The organism is Clostridioides sp. ES-S-0190-01 (assembly GCF_020658275.1).
In the GTDB taxonomy this organism is placed as follows: domain Bacteria; phylum Bacillota; class Clostridia; order Peptostreptococcales; family Peptostreptococcaceae; genus Clostridioides.
Genome location: NZ_JACVWA010000039.1, coordinates 415,764 through 437,840 on the forward strand (window position 1 = coordinate 415,764; position 22,077 = coordinate 437,840).

Genomic DNA, 22,077 nt, shown 5'->3' on the forward strand with positions numbered 1-22,077 from the left:
ATATAGCTATTATAACTTTAAACTCTTAATTTTTGAATACTTTTTAACTAAACTCTTTCAGCATATTTTTCAGCTATTCTTATAATTAATTTAGTAGCTTTCTCCATAGAACTAACTGGAATACATTCATTTTTACCATGGAAGTTTAATCCTCCCGTAAATATATTTGGACAAGGTAGTCCTTCAAATGATAGTCTTGCACCATCAGTACCACCTCTTACAGGAACTAAACGTGGCTTTATGCCTACTTCTTCCATTGCCTCTTTGGCTATATCAACGATGAACATAACTGGCTCAATCTTTTCTTTCATATTATAATAAGAATCTTTTAAGTCTAGTTCCACTCTATTATCATATTTCTTATTTATTTTTTCTATATTTTCTATCAATATAGATTTTCTTTGTTCAAATTTTTCTCTACAATGGTCTCTAATAATATAAGCCATGCTTACAGTTTCAACATTTCCATTTATAGTATTTAGATGCCAAAAGCCTTCATAACCTTCTGTTGTTTCTGGTCTTTCATCCGCTGGGAACATTTCTGATATTTCAGCTGCTATATGTATAGCATTGACCATTTTATTCTTAGCTGAACCTGGATGAACGTTTCTACCATGTATAGTAATAGTTGCATTTGCTGCATTGAAGTTTTCACATTCAAGTTCTCCAACTACTCCTCCGTCTAAAGTATATGCATATTTTGCTCCAAATTTTTTAACATCAAATAGATTTGCACCTCTTCCAATTTCCTCATCAGGTGTAAATCCTATTTTTATATCTCCATGCTTAATTTCAGGATGATTGATTAAGTATTCTATTGCAGTTACTATTTCGGCTATTCCAGCTTTATCATCAGAACCAAGCAAAGTTGTTCCATCAGTAACTATTAAATCATCTCCTTTAAATTCTACTAATTCTGGAGAATCTTTTATATAGGTAACAACATTTAATTCTTCATTTAAAACTATATCTTTTCCATCATAATTTTTTATTATTCTTGGTTTAATATCTTTTCCACTTATATCTTCAATTGTATCCAAGTGTGATATAAACCCTATAGTATCTACACCTTCAACATTTCCTTTTAAAGTAGCCATTACATAACTGTTTTCATCTAAACTTACTTCATCAATACCAATTGATTTTAACTCTTCAACTATATATTCAGCTAAAACTCTTTGACCTTCTGAAGATGGACAATTTTCACATTGAGAATTCGATGTTGTATCAAATGATACATACTTTAAAAATCTTTCTACTACTTTTTGCTTCATGCATATACCTTCTTTCTTACAATATTAATGGAATTTTTATTTATTAGTGAATAAAATTTTACTACAAAAATATATTAATTATTTATAGTTAAAAGATATCCACCTTCTTAAGTATATCATGCATACATACCAAACCCAAACAAAAAATTACTCCTATTATTCCCTTTACCTGAATTCCAATAAAAATTGCAGCCAGTGTTGCTAATGGATTTAACCCAACATTTACTGATACTAATTTAGGTTCAAGTATTTCTCTTATCAGAGACAAAACAAAAAATATTATAGTCATACTTACAGCTATAAAATAATTTTTTATAAGAAAATAGTACACGATTATTGGAAGGTATATTGTTATTATTCCTAAAAATGGAATTAAGTCCATTAAAGCTCCTACAAAAGCTACTATAAGACCATATTTCAATCCAAATATAGCAAAACTTCCCCATATAGTAAAAAAAGTTATAGCCATAAGTATTGTATAAGCTCTTATATACCCTACAAGAGAAAGACCTGCTTCCTTCTTTACATTCTTTACCTTTTTTCTTACATCACTAGTAAACATATTATAAAAATTATTTTCAATTTTATCTAAATCTTTTGCTATAAAATATGTAGCAATAAACAAAGTAATTATAAATATTATAATATATGGAATAGAAGTAGCCAGTCCAATTATACTTGTAAGGAGATTTTTTGTAATATGCATTACTTCATTACTAAACTTACTTACTAATTGTTCTATATCAAAGTTAGCTATTTCTTGAAATGATTTCATATAGTTATTTACTTTATTTAAAAAATACATAATTGTATTGCTTATATCTTCAGGGTTAGCAGATATATTATTTAGGAATCTCATTAATTCTTTCACTGAATTTATTGCTATTATTGTAGTAACTGTACTTACTACTGCTACTGCAAGAAAACTCAAAACTAATGTAGATACACCCTTATTGATGCTAAACTTATTTTCTAATTTTTGGGATATAGGATTAATCATAAGAGCTATTATTCCACCTAAAAAAAATGGAGCTATGTATGGAAACGCTTTATAAATAAAAATAAACAACAATGTGTATATACAAAAAAAGATAGTGTTATTTTTTAATTTGTATAAAAAATCATTTTCTAATATATTCATCTTAAAAATCTCCTTCCTTCTAATTTATATTTCTATTTTGTCCATTTAATACTAGTTTTATTTGAATATAAAATAAAAATAAGTGCATTAAATATAGAATTTAAATTCTACATTCAATGCACTTATAATAAATTTAAGAACATTATTACATCATGTATATATTCTTATTTTTTTTATTCTGTTTTTTTCTATACTTTCTATACAAAATCTTATATTATCAACTTCAATTACTTCATTTTCTTCTGGCAGTCTGCTTAAATGTCCAATTATAAACCCACCTATAGAATCAAATTCTTCAGATTCTAAGTTTACACCTATAAGTTCATTGACATCACCAATTTTAGTACTTCCATCTACAATATACTCATCTTCTTTTATAACTTGTATTTCATCTTCTTCTTCATCATATTCATCTTCTATATCACCAACAATTACTTCTACTAAATCTTCTATAGTCAAAAGCCCAGATGTCCCACCATATTCATCTACGACTATAGCCATTTGACTTTTTTCAAGTTTCATCTCTTCAAGAAGCTGTGTTATCTTTTTAAACTCATATGTGAAAAATGGTTCTCTCATATAATTTTTAATATCAAATGACTCTATTTCCTCATCTGATAAAAATATAATATCTTTTATATTAAGTATTCCTATAATATCATCTACAGTTTCTTCATATACAGGCATTCTACTTAGTTTTTCTTCTTTAAATACTTGTATGATTTCATCGTAACTATCTTCCATATCTATAGCTACCATATCTATTCTCTGTATCATTGCATTTTTAGCTTGCATATCTCCAAATTCAAATACATTATTTATGATTTCTCTTTCTTCCATTTCAAGGACGCCTTCTTCATGGCTTACATTTACCATAGTTTTTAATTCCTCTTCAGTTATAAATGACTTGGCTCCTTTATGTGTTATACCAAACAATTTAAATATAACATTCGTAATTATATTAAATACCCATACTACTGGTCTTAATACAAATATAATTACTCTTATAGGCTTAGATACCAAAAGAGAAACCTTTTCTGAGTTACTTGCTGCTATAGTCTTTGGAGTAATTTCACCAAATATTAACACTAGTACTGTCATAACAGCTGTAGCAATTGCTACTCCTTTTTCTCCCATCAACCCTATAAACAGTGACGTTGATATGGATGTTGCTGCTATATTTACAACATTATTTCCAACTAATATAGAACTTAAAAGTTTATTTGGGCTTTCTATTAATGAACTTACTAACTTAGCTCCTTTGACTCCTTCATCTTGCATATATCTTATTCTGATTTTACTTAAAGACATTAAAGCTGTCTCTGATGCTGAGAAAAATGCAGACCCCATAAGTAATACTACTAAAATTATAATCTGGACCAAACTATTGGGCGATTCCAACACTTACCACACTCCTACTTACTTGTTTTTTTATATTGACATTAATTATAAATAAATTTAATATTAGTTTTAATTATATCACAATTATATATTTTTTGGAAATGTTAGATAATATATTCAATTAACATATTGTTTCTAACTGTATTCAATTTTTACTTTTGAACCTACACCAGCTTCACTTGATGAAACCAATAACTTAACAGGAACCCTATTTTTAAGTTCTTCGACATGACTTATTATACCCACACTTAGATTATTACTATGCAATCTTTCCAATGATTCTATAACAATCTCCAAAAGTTCACTGTCCAATGAACCAAATCCTTCATCTAAGAAGAAGAATTCAAGCGGTGCACTTCCTTTTAATTGTATTTGAGATGAAAGAGCAAGTGCTAATGATAGTGAAGTTAAAAATGTCTCTCCTCCAGATAGAGTATCAATACTTCTTCTTTCTCCTCCATTAAAATTATCTCTCATTACAAAATTGAGTGTTGAGTCAATTTCAAGTGCATATCTTCCTTTAGTTATTCCTTCTAGTCTTTTTGATGCTTCTAAAGCTATATACTTTAGTTGATTTGTAGAGACATATTCTACAAATTTATTTCCTTGTATACATTTATCTAATTCTTCTAACAAATCTACTTTATGTTCAACCAATCTAAGTTCCTTATTAAAATCATTTATCTTATCTAAAGAATCTTTTAATGTTAGCAACCTATTTTGATTAGCTCCAATGTCTTTGGATATATTTCCTATTTCTACTTTCATATTATAAATATTATCTTTTAATTGTTCAAAGTATTCTTTTTTAATAATTCTTCCATTTAATTTTTCTTTTGATGATTTTATTTTAAATGATAATAACTTTTGTTCTTCTTCATATTCTAATATTTCTTCAATCAATTTTTTTACTTCTTCACTTTCTAATAACGCTCTTTTTACTGCGTATATACTTTCAAACTTATTTTCTGCTAGCAGTTTATTTAATATTATTTTTTGTTCTTTATATTGTTCTTTAGCAGTTTTAAGTCTTCCATCTATATTGTGCTTTTCAGCAAGATTTTTTTCATATTCTGACCTTTGTTCTTCTAGCTTTACTTTACTAGACTCTTCTTGTTCTAGTATCTTGCATATACGTTCTTCAACACTATGTAAAAGATTTTCAGCTAAATCACCTTTTGTTATGTTAATTACTTCTTTATACTTACTGTCTCTATGCACTTTTTTTTCTACATATAACTCTCTAGCTTTTATTAACTCTAATTCTATTTCATGTAACTTACTTTCTTGTTCTCTTATTTTAATATCTAATAAATCTCTGTTTTTTAATAAGTTTGAATATCCAGTATTTAATAATTCTAATTTTTTTTCATTTTCTCTTATTTCTTCTACTTTTGATGATAGATTTGAAACTTTAGTAATTGTTTTTAATCCTAAATACTCTTGTTTTAATTTCTTACATTTATGTTCCAGGTTTTCAATTTCGATATTTAAGTCTTTTATTAATTTCTTATAGTTATTCAGACTTTCATTTATCTTTAATTCTTCTTTTTCAATTCTATTTTTTTCTTCTTTTGCCAATGTTATTTTATTTTCGGTGCTTTCCTTCTCTTTTTCCCACTCTTGAATATTAGACTTAAGTACAGCTAATTTTCTTTGTTCATCATCAAGTCTTTTAAATAATTGACTTGATGGAATTTCCCCAAGCTTTCCTTTTACATCTTCCAATTCTTTAGTTTTCATTTTTTCTACAGACACATAACCACTTACTTTAGAATTTAATTCTTCAATATTGTGTCTTATGCTTACTTTTTCTTTTTCCAATTTATCCAATTTGTCTTTGACAAAAACTATATTTTCATCATAATTAGTTATATTATGATTTTCATGGTGCTTTGAAGCACAAACTGGGCATGGCACATTTTCTTTTAATTCACGTCTAAGTTCAGAAGCCAAATTCAAGTATTTCAGTTCTTCCAACTCTTTCTCAAGGTCTTCTCTATTTTTTCTATTATTCTCAAGCTTTTCATTTACTAGACTTAGCTCTCTCTCAATATTAAATTTCTTTTCTAAAACTACCTTTAATTCATCTTGTATATTATTTTTCTTACTTTCATTTTCTTTGGTATTATTTGCCTTATTTCTTAATTCAGTTACATATTCAGATTTTAAAAGCAAATCTTCACTTTTACCAGGACATTTCTTAAGAAGAACATCTAAATGAAGAGACAAACTTTCTAGGTTATGGTTGATATCATTTTTATCTCTATCAATATATCTAACTTTTAAATTTATATCTTCTGTATCCTTAGATATTTCTCCTAGCTTATTTATTTTTTGAGTTTTCTCTTCTAGTACTTTATTATAATCTTTCTCATATTCATATGCTAAAAATATTTTTTGTTTTAATTCTGCACTTATATTTACTTTATCTATTTTTCCTTCAACTTCTTTTACAGACTTAATAACTGCTTCTTTTCTAGATTCAGAATCTTTTTTTAGTTTTTCTAATTCCATTTTGTTTTTACTTAAATCAAGGCCATTTTCTTTTAATTCTTTTAATTCCTTATCTAGTAAAACTAATTCTTCTTCTAGTTTTATTGCTTGTTGTAACTTTATTTTTTCCTCACTTAACTTAGGAACTTCTTCATTTTTAATTCGACTTATTTTTTCATATCTATGCTTTGTAACTTCAAGTTCTTGATTTAAAATTACTAATTTTTTATCTAAATTATCTACTGTGAAACTGTCCTCTTTTATTCTTTTTTCTAAATTTTGAACTGTGCCTATATATGGGTCCACTCTTCTTGCATTATTATCATTTTCTACAAGATTAGTTTTTTCTTTTATCTCATTGCTTTTTAGATTAAGTTCATTTTTTCTAAGTTCATTTTTCTCTAGTTTCAATTGTTCCTCATATATTACTTTACTCTCTTCATAAGATTTTTGAGCTAAATCTAAAGTTTTATTTTTATCTTTTTCTAGTTTTTTTAACTCTATTAGTTCTTGATTGATATTATTATACACTTCTTCTGTAATTCCATCGTATTGACTTAATTTTGATTTCAAGTCTTTTAACTTTTGCAAATGTAAATTTTTTCTCTTTTTTACCTTATCTCCAAGACTTCTTCCATACTTTTCAAGATTGAAAATTCTCTCTAACATGTCTCTTCTATCTGCACGTGATAATCTCAAAAACTCATTGAATTTGTCTTGTGGTAAAACTACTGACCTCGTAAAATCGTTTGATGTTAGTCCTACAACTTGAGCCACTTTTTCATTTACTTCAACAACTTTATCAGCCAAAACATTTTTTGTATTATCATTTAACACCTCTACTAATCTAGCGCCAGAAGTTTTTGTTCCTGTTTTACTTCTTACAATAGTTCTATCTACAATGTATCTTCTTCTTGTATTTTTGCTTCCTATCTCAAATTCATATGATATAATTGCTTTGTCACATACACTGTTTATATATTCTTTTGTATTTCTAGATATATTTCCATACATAGCAATGGTTATGGCATCTAAAATTGTAGATTTCCCACTTCCAGTAGTCCCAAATATTCCAAACAAACCTCTTTCAATTAGCTTTTCAAAGTCTATAACTTGTTTATCAATATAACTATTAAGTCCAGTCAGTTCTAATCTAATTGGTCTCATCTGTTGATTCACCTTCTTCACTTATTATATCTAGAAATAAATCCATAAGTTCTCCTTTTGGTTCTACTCCTCTACTAAAGGAATAAAATTCTTTGAATAATTCTGCCATAGACTTTTCTTTTATATCTACACTTTCTTGTTCATAACAAGATGTTATTATCGGTTTTATCTCTATTATGTCTTTTAATAATTCTTTCATTTTTTTAATTTCACTTTGAGATATTATCTCATCAGTATTTATTTCAAAGTATGACCAAATATCTCTACCTTGATTTTTCTCACATATATCTAAAGCTTCATCTATACCATTACATTTAAATACTTCTATTGGCTTGTAATTATTAAAATAAATTTCCTCGATATTTGGTTTTTCTCCTGCTTTTATATCCACTATATACGCACCTTTAGTATATGCTCTTTCATCTTTGCTGTATTGAAGCGGAGAACCAGAATAATATGCATTTAAACGTTCAGAAGCTTTTTGTTGTTTGTGCAAATGTCCTAATGCAGTATATTGAGCTTTTTCTGGTAAGTCTTTTTTTTCAACCAGAAAGCTTCCCCCTAGTTGTATTGGTCTCTCTGATTCTGTACTCTCTCCACCTATTACAAATATATGTGATACTGCTATATTTATAGTATCGCTTCTAAAATTTTCTCCTAAACTTCTAAATATATCACCTACTTTTTCAGAGTAAGTCTTTTGCTTTTCCAAATCATCTTCACTTGAAAAAACCTCATTTAATCTTTTTTCACTTGGATAAGGTAATGTAGCAATTACAATACTTTCTCCATTTATATTTAGTGTTGTGCATCCTTGTACAGCCTCTATTATTTCAAACTTTTCATACTTAGCTCTTTCTGTAGAACTTGATGGATAACCAAATATAAGTATACCCTGTTCATGTGCTAAAGGTGTTATTGCAGAAAGTCTCTCTGGATTATCATGATTCCCAGAAATTATTATTACACATCTTTGTCCATTATTAGCAAGTCTTGAAACAGTTCTATAAAACAGTTTTTCTGCTTGAGCTGGTGGATTAGAATTATCATATATATCACCAGCAATTATTACCATATCAACTTCATTTGATTCTACTATTTGTATGAAGTCCTCACAAAATTTTGCCTGCTCTTCAATTCTAGAGTGGCCTTCTAGGTATTTCCCTAAATGCCAATCTGATGTATGAATGAATCTCATTTTTTCCCTCCCCATTTATATTTATGTCTAATTTATATCAAAATAATTAATAACAAACAGCCTCATCAATTCCAAATAAATATATACATTTTTCTTTTACTGATTTTCCAGTTAAAGTTTCAATAACATCTGCATATAAATCTAATTGTCTCTTATATTTCTCTATTATCTGATTTATATTTTCTTCATTTACAAAATCTGTTTTATAATCTACTAAAACTATCTGATTATCTTCTTCAAAATAAGCATCAACTATACCTCTTAACATGACACTTTCTTTGTCATAAATTTTCTTATCATCATTTTTTATCAATTCTTCATAAAGATATATATCTTTCATATTTACTTGTGCATAAATTGACTTTTCTCTATTTATAAGTTCAGCATTTAACATCCTTTTTCCTATATTAGATGTAAAAAATTTATATATTTTATAAGGATTTACTATACTAGCTTGCTTTTCTGTTATTATACCCTTTGAAATAAAACTTTTTATTTGCATCTTTATATCACTTATGTTGTTTACCTTCTTTAAATCTAAAACTTCCATAACTAAGTGAATTATTGTACCTCTTTCTGCTCCATTTATTTTTTCTTTTTCTTCATCATTTTGAATAAATAGAGGTTTTTTTAAGGTTATTTTTTGTTCGAATATAGTATTTATCAACTCTTCTTCATAATTATTTTGTATCTTTTTTATTTCTGTAACTGATATACTAGCAGGTTTTTTTGTACTAAATTCATATGGATATATATAGTCTAACTTTTCTTCTATTTCAGCATAATAATCGCTATCAGGCTCATCTACATCTATTTTTTCAAGAATTTTTTCAATACTTTCTTTTTCTTCATCATTTTTCTTTTGTATTAAAATATCATCCTTATTCCATAACTTTCCATACCATTTTGAATTATGTTCAACATTAAATGGTACATCTAATCCCATATCTTCCAATAAATTAGATAAATCTTTATGTTTTAATACACAAGGCATTATCCAATCTAAGAAATTCTTACTTTTTAGTATTTCATATTGTGATATTGTATCTAAATTTTCAATTCCATTGGACCATTTTTTCATGCTATCTTGTACATTTCTAGTAGAGCCTGTTATAATCAGTTTCTCTTTTGCCCTCGTAAATGCAACATATAAGACTCTCATCTCTTCTGATAAATTTTCTATATTTATTTTGCTTTTTAGTGCTTCTTTAGCTATACTTGGAAAAGAAATTCGTCTCTCATAATCCACAAACTGAGGTCCATATCCTAAGTTATGATGATATAAAATACTCTTTTTAAAATCTTGAGTATTGAAATTTTTTCCCATAGCAGAGCATATAACTATTGGAAATTCTAGACCTTTACTCTTATGGATACTCATTATTCTAACAACATTTGCATTTTCTCCAAGTGTTTTTGCACTCCCCATATCAGAGCTAGATTTTTTTAATTTCTCTATAAAATTTACAAAGTTGAATATTCCCTTAAAGCTAGTCTCTTCAAATTGTTTTGCTCTCTCAAAAAGTACTTTCAAGTTGGCTTGTCTTTGACTTCCACCTGGTAATGCTCCAACATAAGCATAGTATCCAGTTTTTGTATATAAATACCATATAAATTCATCTGTACTCATGTACATTGATTTTTCTTTGAATTCTTTTAGTTTAATCAGAAAGTCTTTGCTTTTATTTATACATTCTTCACTTGGTACAAAATCCGACTTATTTTCATTCTGTGATTCTGTAAATTCATCATACTCTGATGTACTTTCTAAAACTTCATAAAAAGTTTTATCTTTATTTTGAATTCTAATATCAATTAAATCTTCTGGTGTAAATCCAAATATAGGTGACTTTAACACAGCTATAAGTGGTATATCTTGCATTGGATTATCTATTATCTGAAGTAATGATAGTATTGTTTTTATTTCAATTGTATCAAAATATCCAACTCCAACATCAGCATAAGTAGGTATATCCATATTCATCAACTCATCTGCAAACACAGGTGCCCATGCAGATGTAGCTCTTAAAAGAATCACTATATCCTTAAATTCCACAGGTCTATAGGCATCAATTCCTTTATCATAGACTTTTTGAATCTTTCCATCTTCATTGGCTCTCATTAAATCCTTAATAATCTTTCCAACCATTCTAGCTTCAAGTTGTATATTGTCTAGTTCTTCATCTTCTTCTACTTCATTTTCTTCATTATTAACATTATTATCTTTATTATTTATAATATCATTACTAGGTTTAGTATTTTTTTGTATAAGGTGTATTTCTGTTGCTCCGCCAACAATAGAGTTCTCATCTAAATCTGATTTAAAATCTGCACCCAAATTAAGTCTTTCTTTTTCTGTATATTCAATCTCTCCTATATTCTCATTCATTATATTTTCAAATATATAATTTACAGAGTCTACAACTTCTTCTCTACTTCTAAAGTTTTTATAAAGCATTATTTTTCTGTGAGAACTTCCTTTTTCATCTTTATAGCTATTGTACTTTTGTAAAAACAACTCTGGTTTTGCTTGTCTAAATCTATAGATACTCTGCTTTACGTCACCAACCATAAATCTATTTGGAGTATCTATGTTTGCTACAGTTTTGAGCAGTACTTCTTGTACAAGATTGCTATCTTGATATTCATCTATAAATATTTCATAGAAATTATCTCTATACCCCATAGCTATATCAGAAGGTACGATATTTCCGTTCTCATCTATATTCGTAAGTATATTTAAGGCAAAATGCTCTATATCATTAAAATCTATTATTCCTTTTTCACTTTTTTTATTGCTGTATTCTTCTTCAAATCTTAGAACAATATTGGATATTGGTTTAACTATATTATAAAGATATTTAATTTCGTCTTTAATAGATTCGCTATCTTTATTAAATGTAGCATTTATTATACTTTCTAAAGATTTTTTAATTTTATCTCTTATTACTTTTGCTTTTTCTTTTGATTCTTTTATATATGAAGGAGCATCTTTTGGTATCCTTTTTATACCTTTTACATAGTTTTCAAAAGACATACTTGACATCTTCTTATGTGCCTCATTCCATGATTTATTACATGCTTCTGAAATATCGACCACTCTCTTATACTCAATCGAAAGCTTCTCTGTAAAAGTTTCTAGCTCTTCTATTGACTTAACTTCTTTTAAGGCCTTTTCCATATTTGAGCAAATTCCATCAATTTCTATTTTTACAGTGTCTAATATAGCTCTAGCCCAAATAGATTCTGAAAAATCAAAGTCCTCATCAATGTTAAATCTCTCTGCTGAATCAACAAGCCATTTTTTAGGCTCAGGAGAAGCCATTGCAAATGAATATATTCCTAAAATAATATCCTGAACCTCTTTATCTCCGCCTCTTTCTGCATAACTTTCAACTAAATTTAAAAAACCCTCTTCTCTTTCTTCATATAATTTTTCAAATACTTCTTCTATTGCCTCTTGTTTCAAAATAGCGCATTCAGTTTGGTCTCCTATTCTAAAATTAGGGTCTAGGTTTATTCTATGGAAGTTTGATTTTATAACATCTAAACAAAATGAGTGTATTGTTGTAATACTTGACTTATTTAATAAGACAAGTTGATTTTGTAAATGTTTATTTTCTGGATTTTCATCTAATGCTTTTCCTATAGCATCACCTATTCTCTCTCTCATTTCTGATGCAGCCGCATTAGTAAATGTAACTACTAATAATTTATCTATATCAATTGGATTTTCTCTACTTGTTATCATTTGAATTATACGTTCAACCAGTACTGCTGTTTTTCCCGACCCAGCAGCAGCTGCAACAAGTAAGTTACAGTCTCTACTTTCTATAACTTCTGTTTGCTCTTTTGTCCATTTAGGAGAACTCATCAATCAACATCTCCTTCCATCATTTTTATTATCTCTTCATTGCTCTTATTATTTAAAATTTTATATTTATTATCTTTCATAGTTGAATCAAATTGACATATAGCTGAATAATCACAAAAATCACATGATGTTCCCTCTTTATGTTTATATGGAGATATCTTTATTTCACCACTCAACATTTCTTCACATAAATCCTTTATCGCATGTTTTACATATTTTCTAAGTAACCTAAAATCTTCATAACTTACTGTAGATGTGCTTTTACCTACATTTCCATCCTTTGTAAGACCTACTGGTATTACTAATGAATTTTTTCTTTTTCCATCTATCAATGACTTATCCATCTCTTTTATTATATGAGAATCTTTTACCACAAGCCCTTTCATTCTAAGCTCTTTTAATATTGCTTCTTGAATTTCAGCGTCATCTTTATCTTCATTAAACTTTGCTATTGGGTTATTTATTCTACAATATAATATTGCTGCTGGATTTAAATTTATATCTTCTTCTTTTACACTTTCAAGGATTGCATCAAGATATACAAGTAATTGTAATTGTAGACCATAGTATATCTCTGTTAAACTTATAGCTTTATTACCTGATTTATAATCTACTATTCTTATATATTTGTTTTCACCTTCTTCAAACTCATCTACTCTATCTATTTGACCGATTAAATTTACTTCTTCTCCATTATTCAAAACTATTTTTATAGGAGGGTATTTACCGTCTTTACCAAATTTAACTTCATAATCTACAGGTTCAAATGAACCTTGTTTTATCTGTTGGCTAATTATATTTATAGCTGTTGTAAGCATATTCTTCAATCTATACGCAAGATATTTATATCTTTCAGAACTATTTAATATATATCCTGGTATCTTTGAGATTATTTCATCAACTATAATACCTACCTTTAATTCTATATATTCTTCATCAATATCTTTCCACAATAAATTATCTTGTGATAGTTCTTTTGAAAATCTATCTAAAATATTATGAACAAAGGTTCCTAAATCTGGTGGTGTAAATGAATACTCTTTACGCTTTCTGGCTTTAAGGCCATATTGTATAAAATAAGCAAATGGACACTCTGCATATTTTTCAAGCCTAGACACACTAAGAGAATTACTTTTATATAATGACCTTATTTTTTTCTCTTCAATCCTATGAACTTGATTGGTATAACTAAGACCTTTTATAACTTTTTTTGTTATAGAACTATATAGTTCATCCTTTAGATAGTATCTATATATATCTAACCAGATACTATTCATTTCTTCTTTGCTATACTCATCACTATCGTAGTTTTTTATTACACTTATAAGCTTGTTAAATGTAGGTGATTTTACAGTTATTTTTTTAAGTATATCTTCATTAGTTCTTTTATCTTCTTCTATCAAATAACTTTTATTTTCTACATTTGGGAATATTTTCTTCAATCTTGATATAATTATTGAAGGTCTAAGTGTCTTACCCTCATGGTCAGATATAGGATATGTTATAATTAGATTTTCAGATGTTGAAGTAAGGGCTTTATATACTAAAAATTGTTCTTCAAAACTTCTAGTTTTACTATCTATGTCAACTTCAATACCTTTATTTCCAAGACTCTCCCTATCATTATCACTTAATATTCCACTATCTTTTGTAATTAAAGGAAATACACCATCTGTAGTTCCTATTAAGTATAAGTATTTTGTATTTGGATTTTTCATTCTGTCCACACTACTTACAAGTACTTGGTCTATACTAGGAGGAACTAGCCCTAACTCATACTCATCAAAACCAAGAGTTATTAATTTTATAAATTTTTCTAAGGATATTATTTCTTCACCCATAAGTTCCACCATTTGGTCTAAAACATCTACTACTATATCCCAAACTTGTGAATACTGATTAGCAACATCGAGTTCTCCTTTATCCTTAAAATTTACTATTAAACTCTCTATAGTTTCTGGCATATTTATATCTAGTAAAAACTCATATATATACTTGCAAATTTCTTTTACTCTGTTTTTTCCCTTTAATTTTTCTTGTAAATTTATTATTGGCTCTAATACTCTATTTTTTATTTTATTTATTTTATCTTTTAATTCTACCTCAAATTCACTTTCTTCATTAATAAGACTTTGTGTTATTCTATAATCCCACTTTTCATCAAACCATTTCTTACCTTTAATCCCATTGGCTAGTACATAATTTTCTAGTAAATTTATATCATCATTATCAATTCCTATAAGACCACTCTTTAAATACCTAAACATAGTTTCATATCCATATCGTCTGTTTTTCATTTCTAGAGCCGAAATAATTAATATAACTATTGGATTACTTTTTGCTTCTCTCTTTTTATCTATAAAGTTAGGTATGTTATACTCATTAAATATAGAATGTACCAAAAAATCATATCTATTTAAGTCTCTTGTAGCAAGAGTTATATCTCTATATCTAACATTTTTGTCTCTAACCAAATGTACAATTTCTTTAGCTATTTCTTCTACCTCTGAATATAGATTATTAAATTCTTTTATTTTTATATTTTTAGTTGGATTTATATATGTTTTATATGGATAAGCATTATAAAACTTTTCTAAATGTTGTAACTCTTGAATTCCTTCAAATCTTTTTATAGTGCCTGTATTTAAATTTACTTGTGGTAATATTTTTACTCCTTCTTCATTACATAATTGAGTTAATTTTGAATAAGTAAACTTAGTTCTAGAAAATACATCTGCTTTGCTATATCCAATATAATTAACATTATCTACAGTCAAAGATATATTAACATCTTTAGCTTTATTTAATATACTTTTTATAACATTGTATTGATTTGGTGTAAAACCTGTAAACTCATCTATATAAACATAAGCTCCTTCTAAATAGTTACTCAATTCTATTTTGCCTGATAATGAAGTCAACATATCTTGAGCATCTATATAATTTTCATGTAATTTTCCTTCAAAAGAATTATATATCTTACTTATATCTTTTAACTTTAAACTTAATGTCTCATTTTCTAATTCTCCAGATATATTTTCTAACATTCCAGGACTTATATTGTACTGTTTCATTTCTGATATCATATCTGTAATTGAACTTACAAAACCAGATTGCGACTTTGATTTTGAAAATACATTTAACTCTTCACTTACATCTTCTATCGCTCGATACACCATCATTGCTTTTCCACTAGAATTTATATTTACATCTGTTAATCCTCCTGTTTGAGAAAAAACTATGTTACTCAGTGTTTTAAAACTAAGCACTCTAACTCTTAAGTACTTGTCCTTTTCTCTTCCTAAAAATAGTTTGCTTACTCTATTTTCAGCTTCAAATGTATACTGTTCTGGAACTAAAAGTATAACAGATGTCATTTCATTTTTTTGAGATTCTTTTTTAATTTCATCTAATATATATGTAGATTTTCCACTTCCACATCTACCTAATATAAACCTAAGTCCCATAAATTTCCGCCTCCAAAATACTATAATCTATTTCTTTGTCATTGCATAATTTATTAAACTCACAATACTTACAATGACTTTTATTTCTATAGCACATACGTTCTTCTTTATTATATACCTTTTCTATATCATTGTATAGATTGTATTCGTATGTATGTTCTTCATAATTAGTACTTTTTATCATGTTTATATAGTTTTGAATCTTATTTCTATTTGCTTCATGTTTTTCTTCATCATATGAGATATTAATTGGCAAATCATCAAATTCAGGTTGGTAATATTTCATACTTATATCTTTAACATTTACTTCTATTTTTAAAACTTTTGGTATAACTTCTTTTGCCAAAAACATATAAACTATTGTTTGAATCCTACTTTCCACATTTTTATAGTTAATCTTTTTAGACTCAGTTTTCCAGTCCCATATCTCTATATTGCCTTTTCCAACTACAATTAAATCATACTTTGCTTGTAATATGTCCCCATTTAAATTCATCCTTACTTCATATTCTGGTAAATACATTTTTTCTTTTTCGATAGGAACAATTTTTTTTATATTCTCAATCCATTTTGAAAATCTTTTACTATTTTTATCATCTTCATTAAAATAGATTCCAAGTGGTATATTACTAAAGTATCTTTCACAAATTAAATGAAAGTCTCTTCCAGTTTTTAAACTATCATAATATTCTCTACTACCTATATCATCATTTTTCCAATTTATTTTATCAATATACTTATATTTAAATTTTAGTGGGCACGATTTATATGTGTTAATTGAATTTTGACTATAAGAAAAATATTTTAATTTATCATTCAATCATATCACTTCTCTCTTAACTTTATTTTTTAATAACTATTTATTATATATTAATTTGGCATTCTTTTAACAGTATATAAGCTAAACTCATCATATATTAACTTATATTTCTTTCAATAATATATCAACTTAACTCATCTATATGTTAATTTGACCTTTTCTCAATAATATATTGATTCAACCTTCTTAAATAAACACAAGGATTCTGTTCTTTTCTTTTATTACCTATATCATTTTCATCTCTATAAGCACTCCCTGAAAGTACTAACATCTCCTTTGCCCTAGTGATTCCTACATATAAAAGTCTAATCTTCTCATTTATAGAATCAATTTTAGTTTGATAAGCGTAATCAGTTGAAATACTACCTTTTAATATAGCTTCAATTTCTGACTTAATAATAGCCATTGGATTTTTGTATTTTTCTTTTAAGTACCATTTATCACTCTGAAATTTCTGAGTAATATTGTCAGGGAAATTATATTCAACAAGACCTAATAAAAACACACAATCCCATTCCATCCCCTTTGATTTATGATAATTACATAGTGTTATGCTACCAGGTTCTGGCTCATATCCATTTATCTCATAAACTACATCTATTATGTGATTAAACACCTTATTTTTAACATCAAATAGAACATTGTAAACATCTTCTAAGTCCATATATATATTTTCCGAAACTAAATACTTTATATAAAAAGATATATAATCTAATACTGCTTTATCCTCTTTTTCTAAGTTGAGCTTTTTACCAATGAACAGTATCAGCAGGTCTAACCTTATTATTGGGTATTCTAATATCTGTTTTATAATATCTATACCATATTTAAAACTTGTATATATATCGCTTTCTTCATTAATTTCTAGTGATTCAAATTTATCTTTATTAAATTTCAAATCATATATAATTTCTTCTGTTGTATATTTTTTTAATCTGTCTAAAAAATTCTTTTCTTCTATCTCATTGTCTGTATTTATAAAAACCTTATCAAGTACGATTATTAACTTTTCTATATCATCGCAGTTTAGCATAAAATCTATAATAGAAGCTATGCTATTTATAACCTTTCTTTTACTTAAAGAATTTGGACCCAATTCTTCAAAGGTTAGACTATACTCTCTAAGTTCCTTAGCAACTTGTGTAACTTGTTCATTAAATGGAACTAGTATTCCTATACTCTTATCTGGATATTTCTTTTTTATACCTTTAACATATTTAGCAGTTTGTTCTATTTCATTTTTCCAACTATTATACCATTTTACATTTATATTATAATGCTCTGGCTTAGGGTTTTCTTTATATCCAACTCCAGTTGGAACAGTTTTTATTTGCATATCCTCAAGAGCATATCTGCATTCCTCTTGTTTAAATTCTTTTGTGACATATTCTACAAGTGAATTTGCTAAATCTAGTATATCTTTTGAACTTCTATTTGACATATCCATCCTATAACAACACTTTGCATTTTTTATAAATTCTTTAAAAAACCTAGGGTCTGATGATGAAAATGTACCTGTTATACTCTGATTTATATCTCCCACTCTAACTAAATTATTATTTTCACTTGATATAATTTTTATTATATTCCCTTGTATTTCATTTGAATCTTGACATTCATCTTCAAAAATATATTTATATCTAGTTTGGAATTTTTTTCTAAGTCCTTCATCTAAGCATAAGGTTTTTTCTGCTAGAATTAATATATCATCATAATCTAGTAAGCCATTTTGCTTTAATTTTCTATCATACAATTTGTATATTGGCAAAATCACTTTAAGCATGCCTTTGTGCCCTCTTGATAGTATCTCTTCAAGCTTATCTGGAGAAATTCCCTTGTATTTAAGTTCACTTATAGCATTTCCTACAAATTCAAAAAAACCTCTCTCCCAAGCTTCAAGAGTTATCTCTTTCCATCTCTCATCTTTTTGCTCCTTTAGAAACCATCTAAATGCTCTTTCTCCTCCATCAAATCTAAATTTATTTATACATTCATTTAATATAATACTTTTTTGTAAATCATCAGCTATATTAAAATCTTCACTTAGCATTACTATTTCGGGTTTTTCCTTTATTATTTTTACAGCTAGACTATGTATAGTCATTACTTCATATGAGTTAATATCGTCTATTTTGTTTTCTTCAAGTATTTTTTTTATTCTACCTTTAAAATTATTTACAGCACTATTCATATATGTAAGAACTAATATTTTACCACCTTTATGTTTCTGTTCAAGGAGTAGTTTAGCTACTAAATTGGTTATTATAAATGTCTTGCCAGCCCCAGGAACTGCTGGAACTGCCATAGTTCCATCCTCATAATTTATTATTGGTATTTGGTCTTCTCTATAGTTTATATTAATCATAAATTTTATCTCCTTTATGTGAGAGTTTCAAAAGTATACTATATAGCATACTTTCTTGAATATAACCATTAATTGTGTATTCACTCTTATATGCATAAACTTTCTTTGCACTCAACAATAAATTATATATTGTATTATATAGATAATATTTCTTGTAGTACTCTTCCATTTCATTTGTATAAATTTTTTTCTCTTCAAAAGATTTTCTAAGTACAATTAAATTACTTATATCTTTTTCTATTTTCATATTCCAAGAATTACTTCCTATATCTACCAATATCTGGACACTTCTATCTATATTTGATGATATATATGAATAAGGAGTTGTTATTACTATTTTATCTTTGCTTTTTAACTCTTCTATATCAATAACAGAATAATAATCATTTATTGTCGTCTTTAAAGCTTCTATAAAAATCTTTTCTTCTTTCAATCCAAGTAGGTTTGCACTTTCACTAAATGATTCACTTTCAGTTATTATCTGTTTACATAGACCAACATTCTTTTTACCATCTTTTAAATTTAACATTTTATCTATATAAAATTGAATTAAAAATTCATGTATTTTTATATCACTTTTCTTTTTTTCTTCAATATACTGTAAAATATCACGATATTGATTATATCCTCCTATTTTATCAACTTCTAAATACCTTGTTTCTTTAAAAATCTTAAATGCTTTTATTCTGTTTATGTCTAAAAGAGTCTCTAAAAAACTTATATATTCTTCATCTTTTATAAAGTCTAAATATCCATAAAATATGCAAGTTGCAACCACTAAAGCATTTCCATATGGGTAATCTATAGCTTTTTTATCTTTTTTAGTGTTAAAAACATCTATATTTTTTTCTTTCAAAGAATCTCTAATTTGATACTCCAATATTGTATTGTTTATAGGTGATATAATTGCTATATCTTTTGGAGATACTCCACTTTCTATAAGTGTTACAACCTTTTCGCTCACTAAATCTAACATTTCATTATATAGTTGACTTGATTGATTTAATTCTATACTTGAGGGTAATAAATATAAATCTTCTATTTTTATATTACTTTTTTCAAAGTTAATTTCTTCTTTAAATTTAATTTTAGATATTATCTTTTCATTTATATAACCCATGTCAATATTATTAAATACAGAATAATCTTTACTAAAATCAAAGAATATATAGCTTTCTAATGCATTGCTTGACACCTTTTCAATAAAATCTACTTCTGCATTACTTGAATTTTCAAGACTATCAACTACTATATATCTCAATTCTTTAAGTAAATTTTTTAAATAAAACTCATCATTAAGAAGGTAATTATTATATAGATATACACTCAGTGCATTATCTAACATTGAATTTGAAAGCAGTGTATTTATATAATATGATATAATTTCATCCATCTGAGTATATGAAAATCTATATATACTATTTCTATTTTTCTTTGATGAATATATTTTTTCTCCAATAAAATCAAAGTCAATTAAATTAAATGCGGACTTACTTATATTTGTAATTATACTTTTTGCGATTGATCTATTCGTTCCTGTGATATCTTCGAAATATCCTTCTTTCACTCTTTTTTCCTTAACTTTTTTAATTATTAAATATTCACTTAAACTATTTGATATAAATGTTGGAGATATAGATTTTTTATTTATTCCTTCACATTTCTCTATTATAAGTGCCCAATATTTTAATAATTCTTTTTTTACAAATCCTATATATGTTGTTATTTTTAATTCTTCACTATAATCTAATTCTAATGACCTCTCATATCTTATTCTAGTATTGTTATTTGGTACTAATAAAATAATACTTCTTGAGTTATTTTCAGTTCTATTCAATAATTCCTTATATTTACCTAAGGATTCATTTTCATCTTTTTTTAGACTGCTTTTTTTTAATAAATATTCCACATAATCACCTTCCTTAATTAAATTAAGTGTATATTATCTAATTATATCATATTGTGCATTTTTCAAAATACAATCAAATTATTGCATTTAACTACAAAAAAGACCATATATACACTGTTATGCATTTGTATATGCAACAATGTATATATAGTCTTTATATATTTACACACCCATACTTCAAATTATAGCTTTAATATAAACTCACAATCATAAATTTATATTAAACTTTAATCACTCTATTTTTAATTACTTTAATGATTCTTCTATTCCTTTAGCTATTTGTGTGCCCATTTCTTTTACTTTTGCAGGTGAATTTATTAACTTCATATCACTCTCATTATCCAAAAACGCACATTCTACAAGTACAGCTGGCATGTCATTGGTTCTTAAAACGTATAAATAATCTTTTGTAGGGTCACTAGTAAGTACTCTTGTTTTTATACCTCTATTTGTAAGTTTAAATTTCTCTAAAATTCGATTTAATATGTTTGTAGCCACAGTCTTAGAAGTTCCTCCATTTTTATCTTTAAGCTTGTAAAACACTTCTACTCCATGACCTTTTCTATTATTATCACCATTGTAATGTATACTTGTAAATAAGTCTGGTTTAAGTGAGTTAGATAAAGCAGTTCTACTTCCAAGTGATAAAGTCTTATCTGTATCTCTAGTCATAATTACATTTATTCCTTTTGAACGTAAATATTCAGTAGTTGCAAGTGAAGTATTTAAATTGTAATCTTTTTCAATCATTCCTCCAAATGAATTTCCAGGTGCTGAACCACCATGTCCTGGGTCAATCATAACTGTCTTTGCTCCATTACTAGCTCCTGGGTCTGTCGGTGTTGTATTATGCTTAGATAATGATGATGCTATAGAATTCATTACCTTAGAAGTTAATCCGCCTCCTATCTTATACACTTTATTAGCAGATTTAGCTTCTAAATTATCCTTATGATATGCAGATA

11 protein-coding genes are annotated in these 22,077 nt (G+C 26.8%); all 11 read right to left on the reverse strand.

The window, feature by feature from the left end:
- Positions 1 to 47: 47 nt before the first annotated feature.
- Positions 48 to 1,274: a peptidase T gene (pepT, locus tag IC214_RS15925; RefSeq protein ID WP_227434009.1), complete on the reverse strand. Its 1,227-nt coding sequence runs from the start codon at positions 1,272 to 1,274 to the stop codon at positions 48 to 50.
- Between the two features lie 88 nt (positions 1,275 to 1,362).
- Positions 1,363 to 2,415: a sporulation integral membrane protein YtvI gene (gene ytvI / locus IC214_RS15930; RefSeq protein WP_227434008.1), complete on the reverse strand. Its 1,053-nt coding sequence runs from the start codon at positions 2,413 to 2,415 to the stop codon at positions 1,363 to 1,365.
- 150 nt (positions 2,416 to 2,565) lie between these two features.
- Entirely contained in the window at positions 2,566 to 3,819 is a 1,254-nt protein-coding gene (locus IC214_RS15935; protein WP_227482158.1) for an HlyC/CorC family transporter, read from the reverse strand.
- A gap of 132 nt (positions 3,820 to 3,951) precedes the next feature.
- The gene (locus tag IC214_RS15940; RefSeq protein WP_227863366.1) at positions 3,952 to 7,479 is read right to left on the reverse strand and encodes an AAA family ATPase; all 3,528 of its coding nucleotides are present in this window, start codon (positions 7,477 to 7,479) and stop codon (positions 3,952 to 3,954) included.
- The gene (locus IC214_RS15945; RefSeq protein ID WP_227434005.1) at positions 7,466 to 8,677 is read right to left on the reverse strand and encodes an exonuclease SbcCD subunit D; all 1,212 of its coding nucleotides are present in this window, start codon (positions 8,675 to 8,677) and stop codon (positions 7,466 to 7,468) included. The genes IC214_RS15940 and IC214_RS15945 overlap by 14 nt, the downstream gene beginning before the upstream one ends.
- Before the next feature lie 46 nt (positions 8,678 to 8,723).
- The gene (gene addA / locus IC214_RS15950; protein WP_227863365.1) at positions 8,724 to 12,551 is read right to left on the reverse strand and encodes a helicase-exonuclease AddAB subunit AddA; all 3,828 of its coding nucleotides are present in this window, start codon (positions 12,549 to 12,551) and stop codon (positions 8,724 to 8,726) included.
- Complete coding sequence (addB, locus tag IC214_RS15955; protein ID WP_227866804.1) at positions 12,551 to 16,018, reverse strand: helicase-exonuclease AddAB subunit AddB; 3,468 nt, start codon at positions 16,016 to 16,018, stop codon at positions 12,551 to 12,553. The genes addA and addB overlap by 1 nt, the downstream gene beginning before the upstream one ends.
- Positions 16,008 to 16,838, reverse strand: a complete 831-nt coding sequence (locus IC214_RS15960) for a PD-(D/E)XK nuclease family protein (protein ID WP_227863363.1) — start codon at positions 16,836 to 16,838, stop codon at positions 16,008 to 16,010. Before IC214_RS15960 ends, addB begins: the two co-directional genes overlap by 11 nt.
- Positions 16,839 to 16,983: 145 nt before the next feature.
- Positions 16,984 to 19,203, reverse strand: a complete 2,220-nt coding sequence (locus IC214_RS15965) for an ATP-dependent helicase (protein ID WP_227831271.1) — start codon at positions 19,201 to 19,203, stop codon at positions 16,984 to 16,986.
- Positions 19,196 to 21,112: a hypothetical protein gene (locus IC214_RS15970; protein WP_227823611.1), complete on the reverse strand. Its 1,917-nt coding sequence runs from the start codon at positions 21,110 to 21,112 to the stop codon at positions 19,196 to 19,198. Before IC214_RS15970 ends, IC214_RS15965 begins: the two co-directional genes overlap by 8 nt.
- A gap of 246 nt (positions 21,113 to 21,358) precedes the next feature.
- Positions 21,359 to 22,077: N-acetylmuramoyl-L-alanine amidase (locus IC214_RS15975; RefSeq protein WP_227866805.1), on the reverse strand; the 719-nt coding region annotated here is incomplete at its 5' end.

Coding starts and splice junctions, on each gene's coding strand:
- addB (WP_227866804.1), bottom strand. CDS start 16,018: ATGGGACTTAGGTTTATATTAGGTAGATGTGGAAGTGGAAAATCTACA.
- ytvI (WP_227434008.1), bottom strand. CDS start 2,415: ATGAATATATTAGAAAATGATTTTTTATACAAATTAAAAAATAACACT.
- pepT (WP_227434009.1), bottom strand. CDS start 1,274: ATGAAGCAAAAAGTAGTAGAAAGATTTTTAAAGTATGTATCATTTGAT.
- IC214_RS15945 (WP_227434005.1), bottom strand. CDS start 8,677: ATGAGATTCATTCATACATCAGATTGGCATTTAGGGAAATACCTAGAA.
- addA (WP_227863365.1), bottom strand. CDS start 12,551: ATGAGTTCTCCTAAATGGACAAAAGAGCAAACAGAAGTTATAGAAAGT.
- IC214_RS15940 (WP_227863366.1), bottom strand. CDS start 7,479: ATGAGACCAATTAGATTAGAACTGACTGGACTTAATAGTTATATTGAT.
- IC214_RS15965 (WP_227831271.1), bottom strand. CDS start 19,203: ATGATTAATATAAACTATAGAGAAGACCAAATACCAATAATAAATTAT.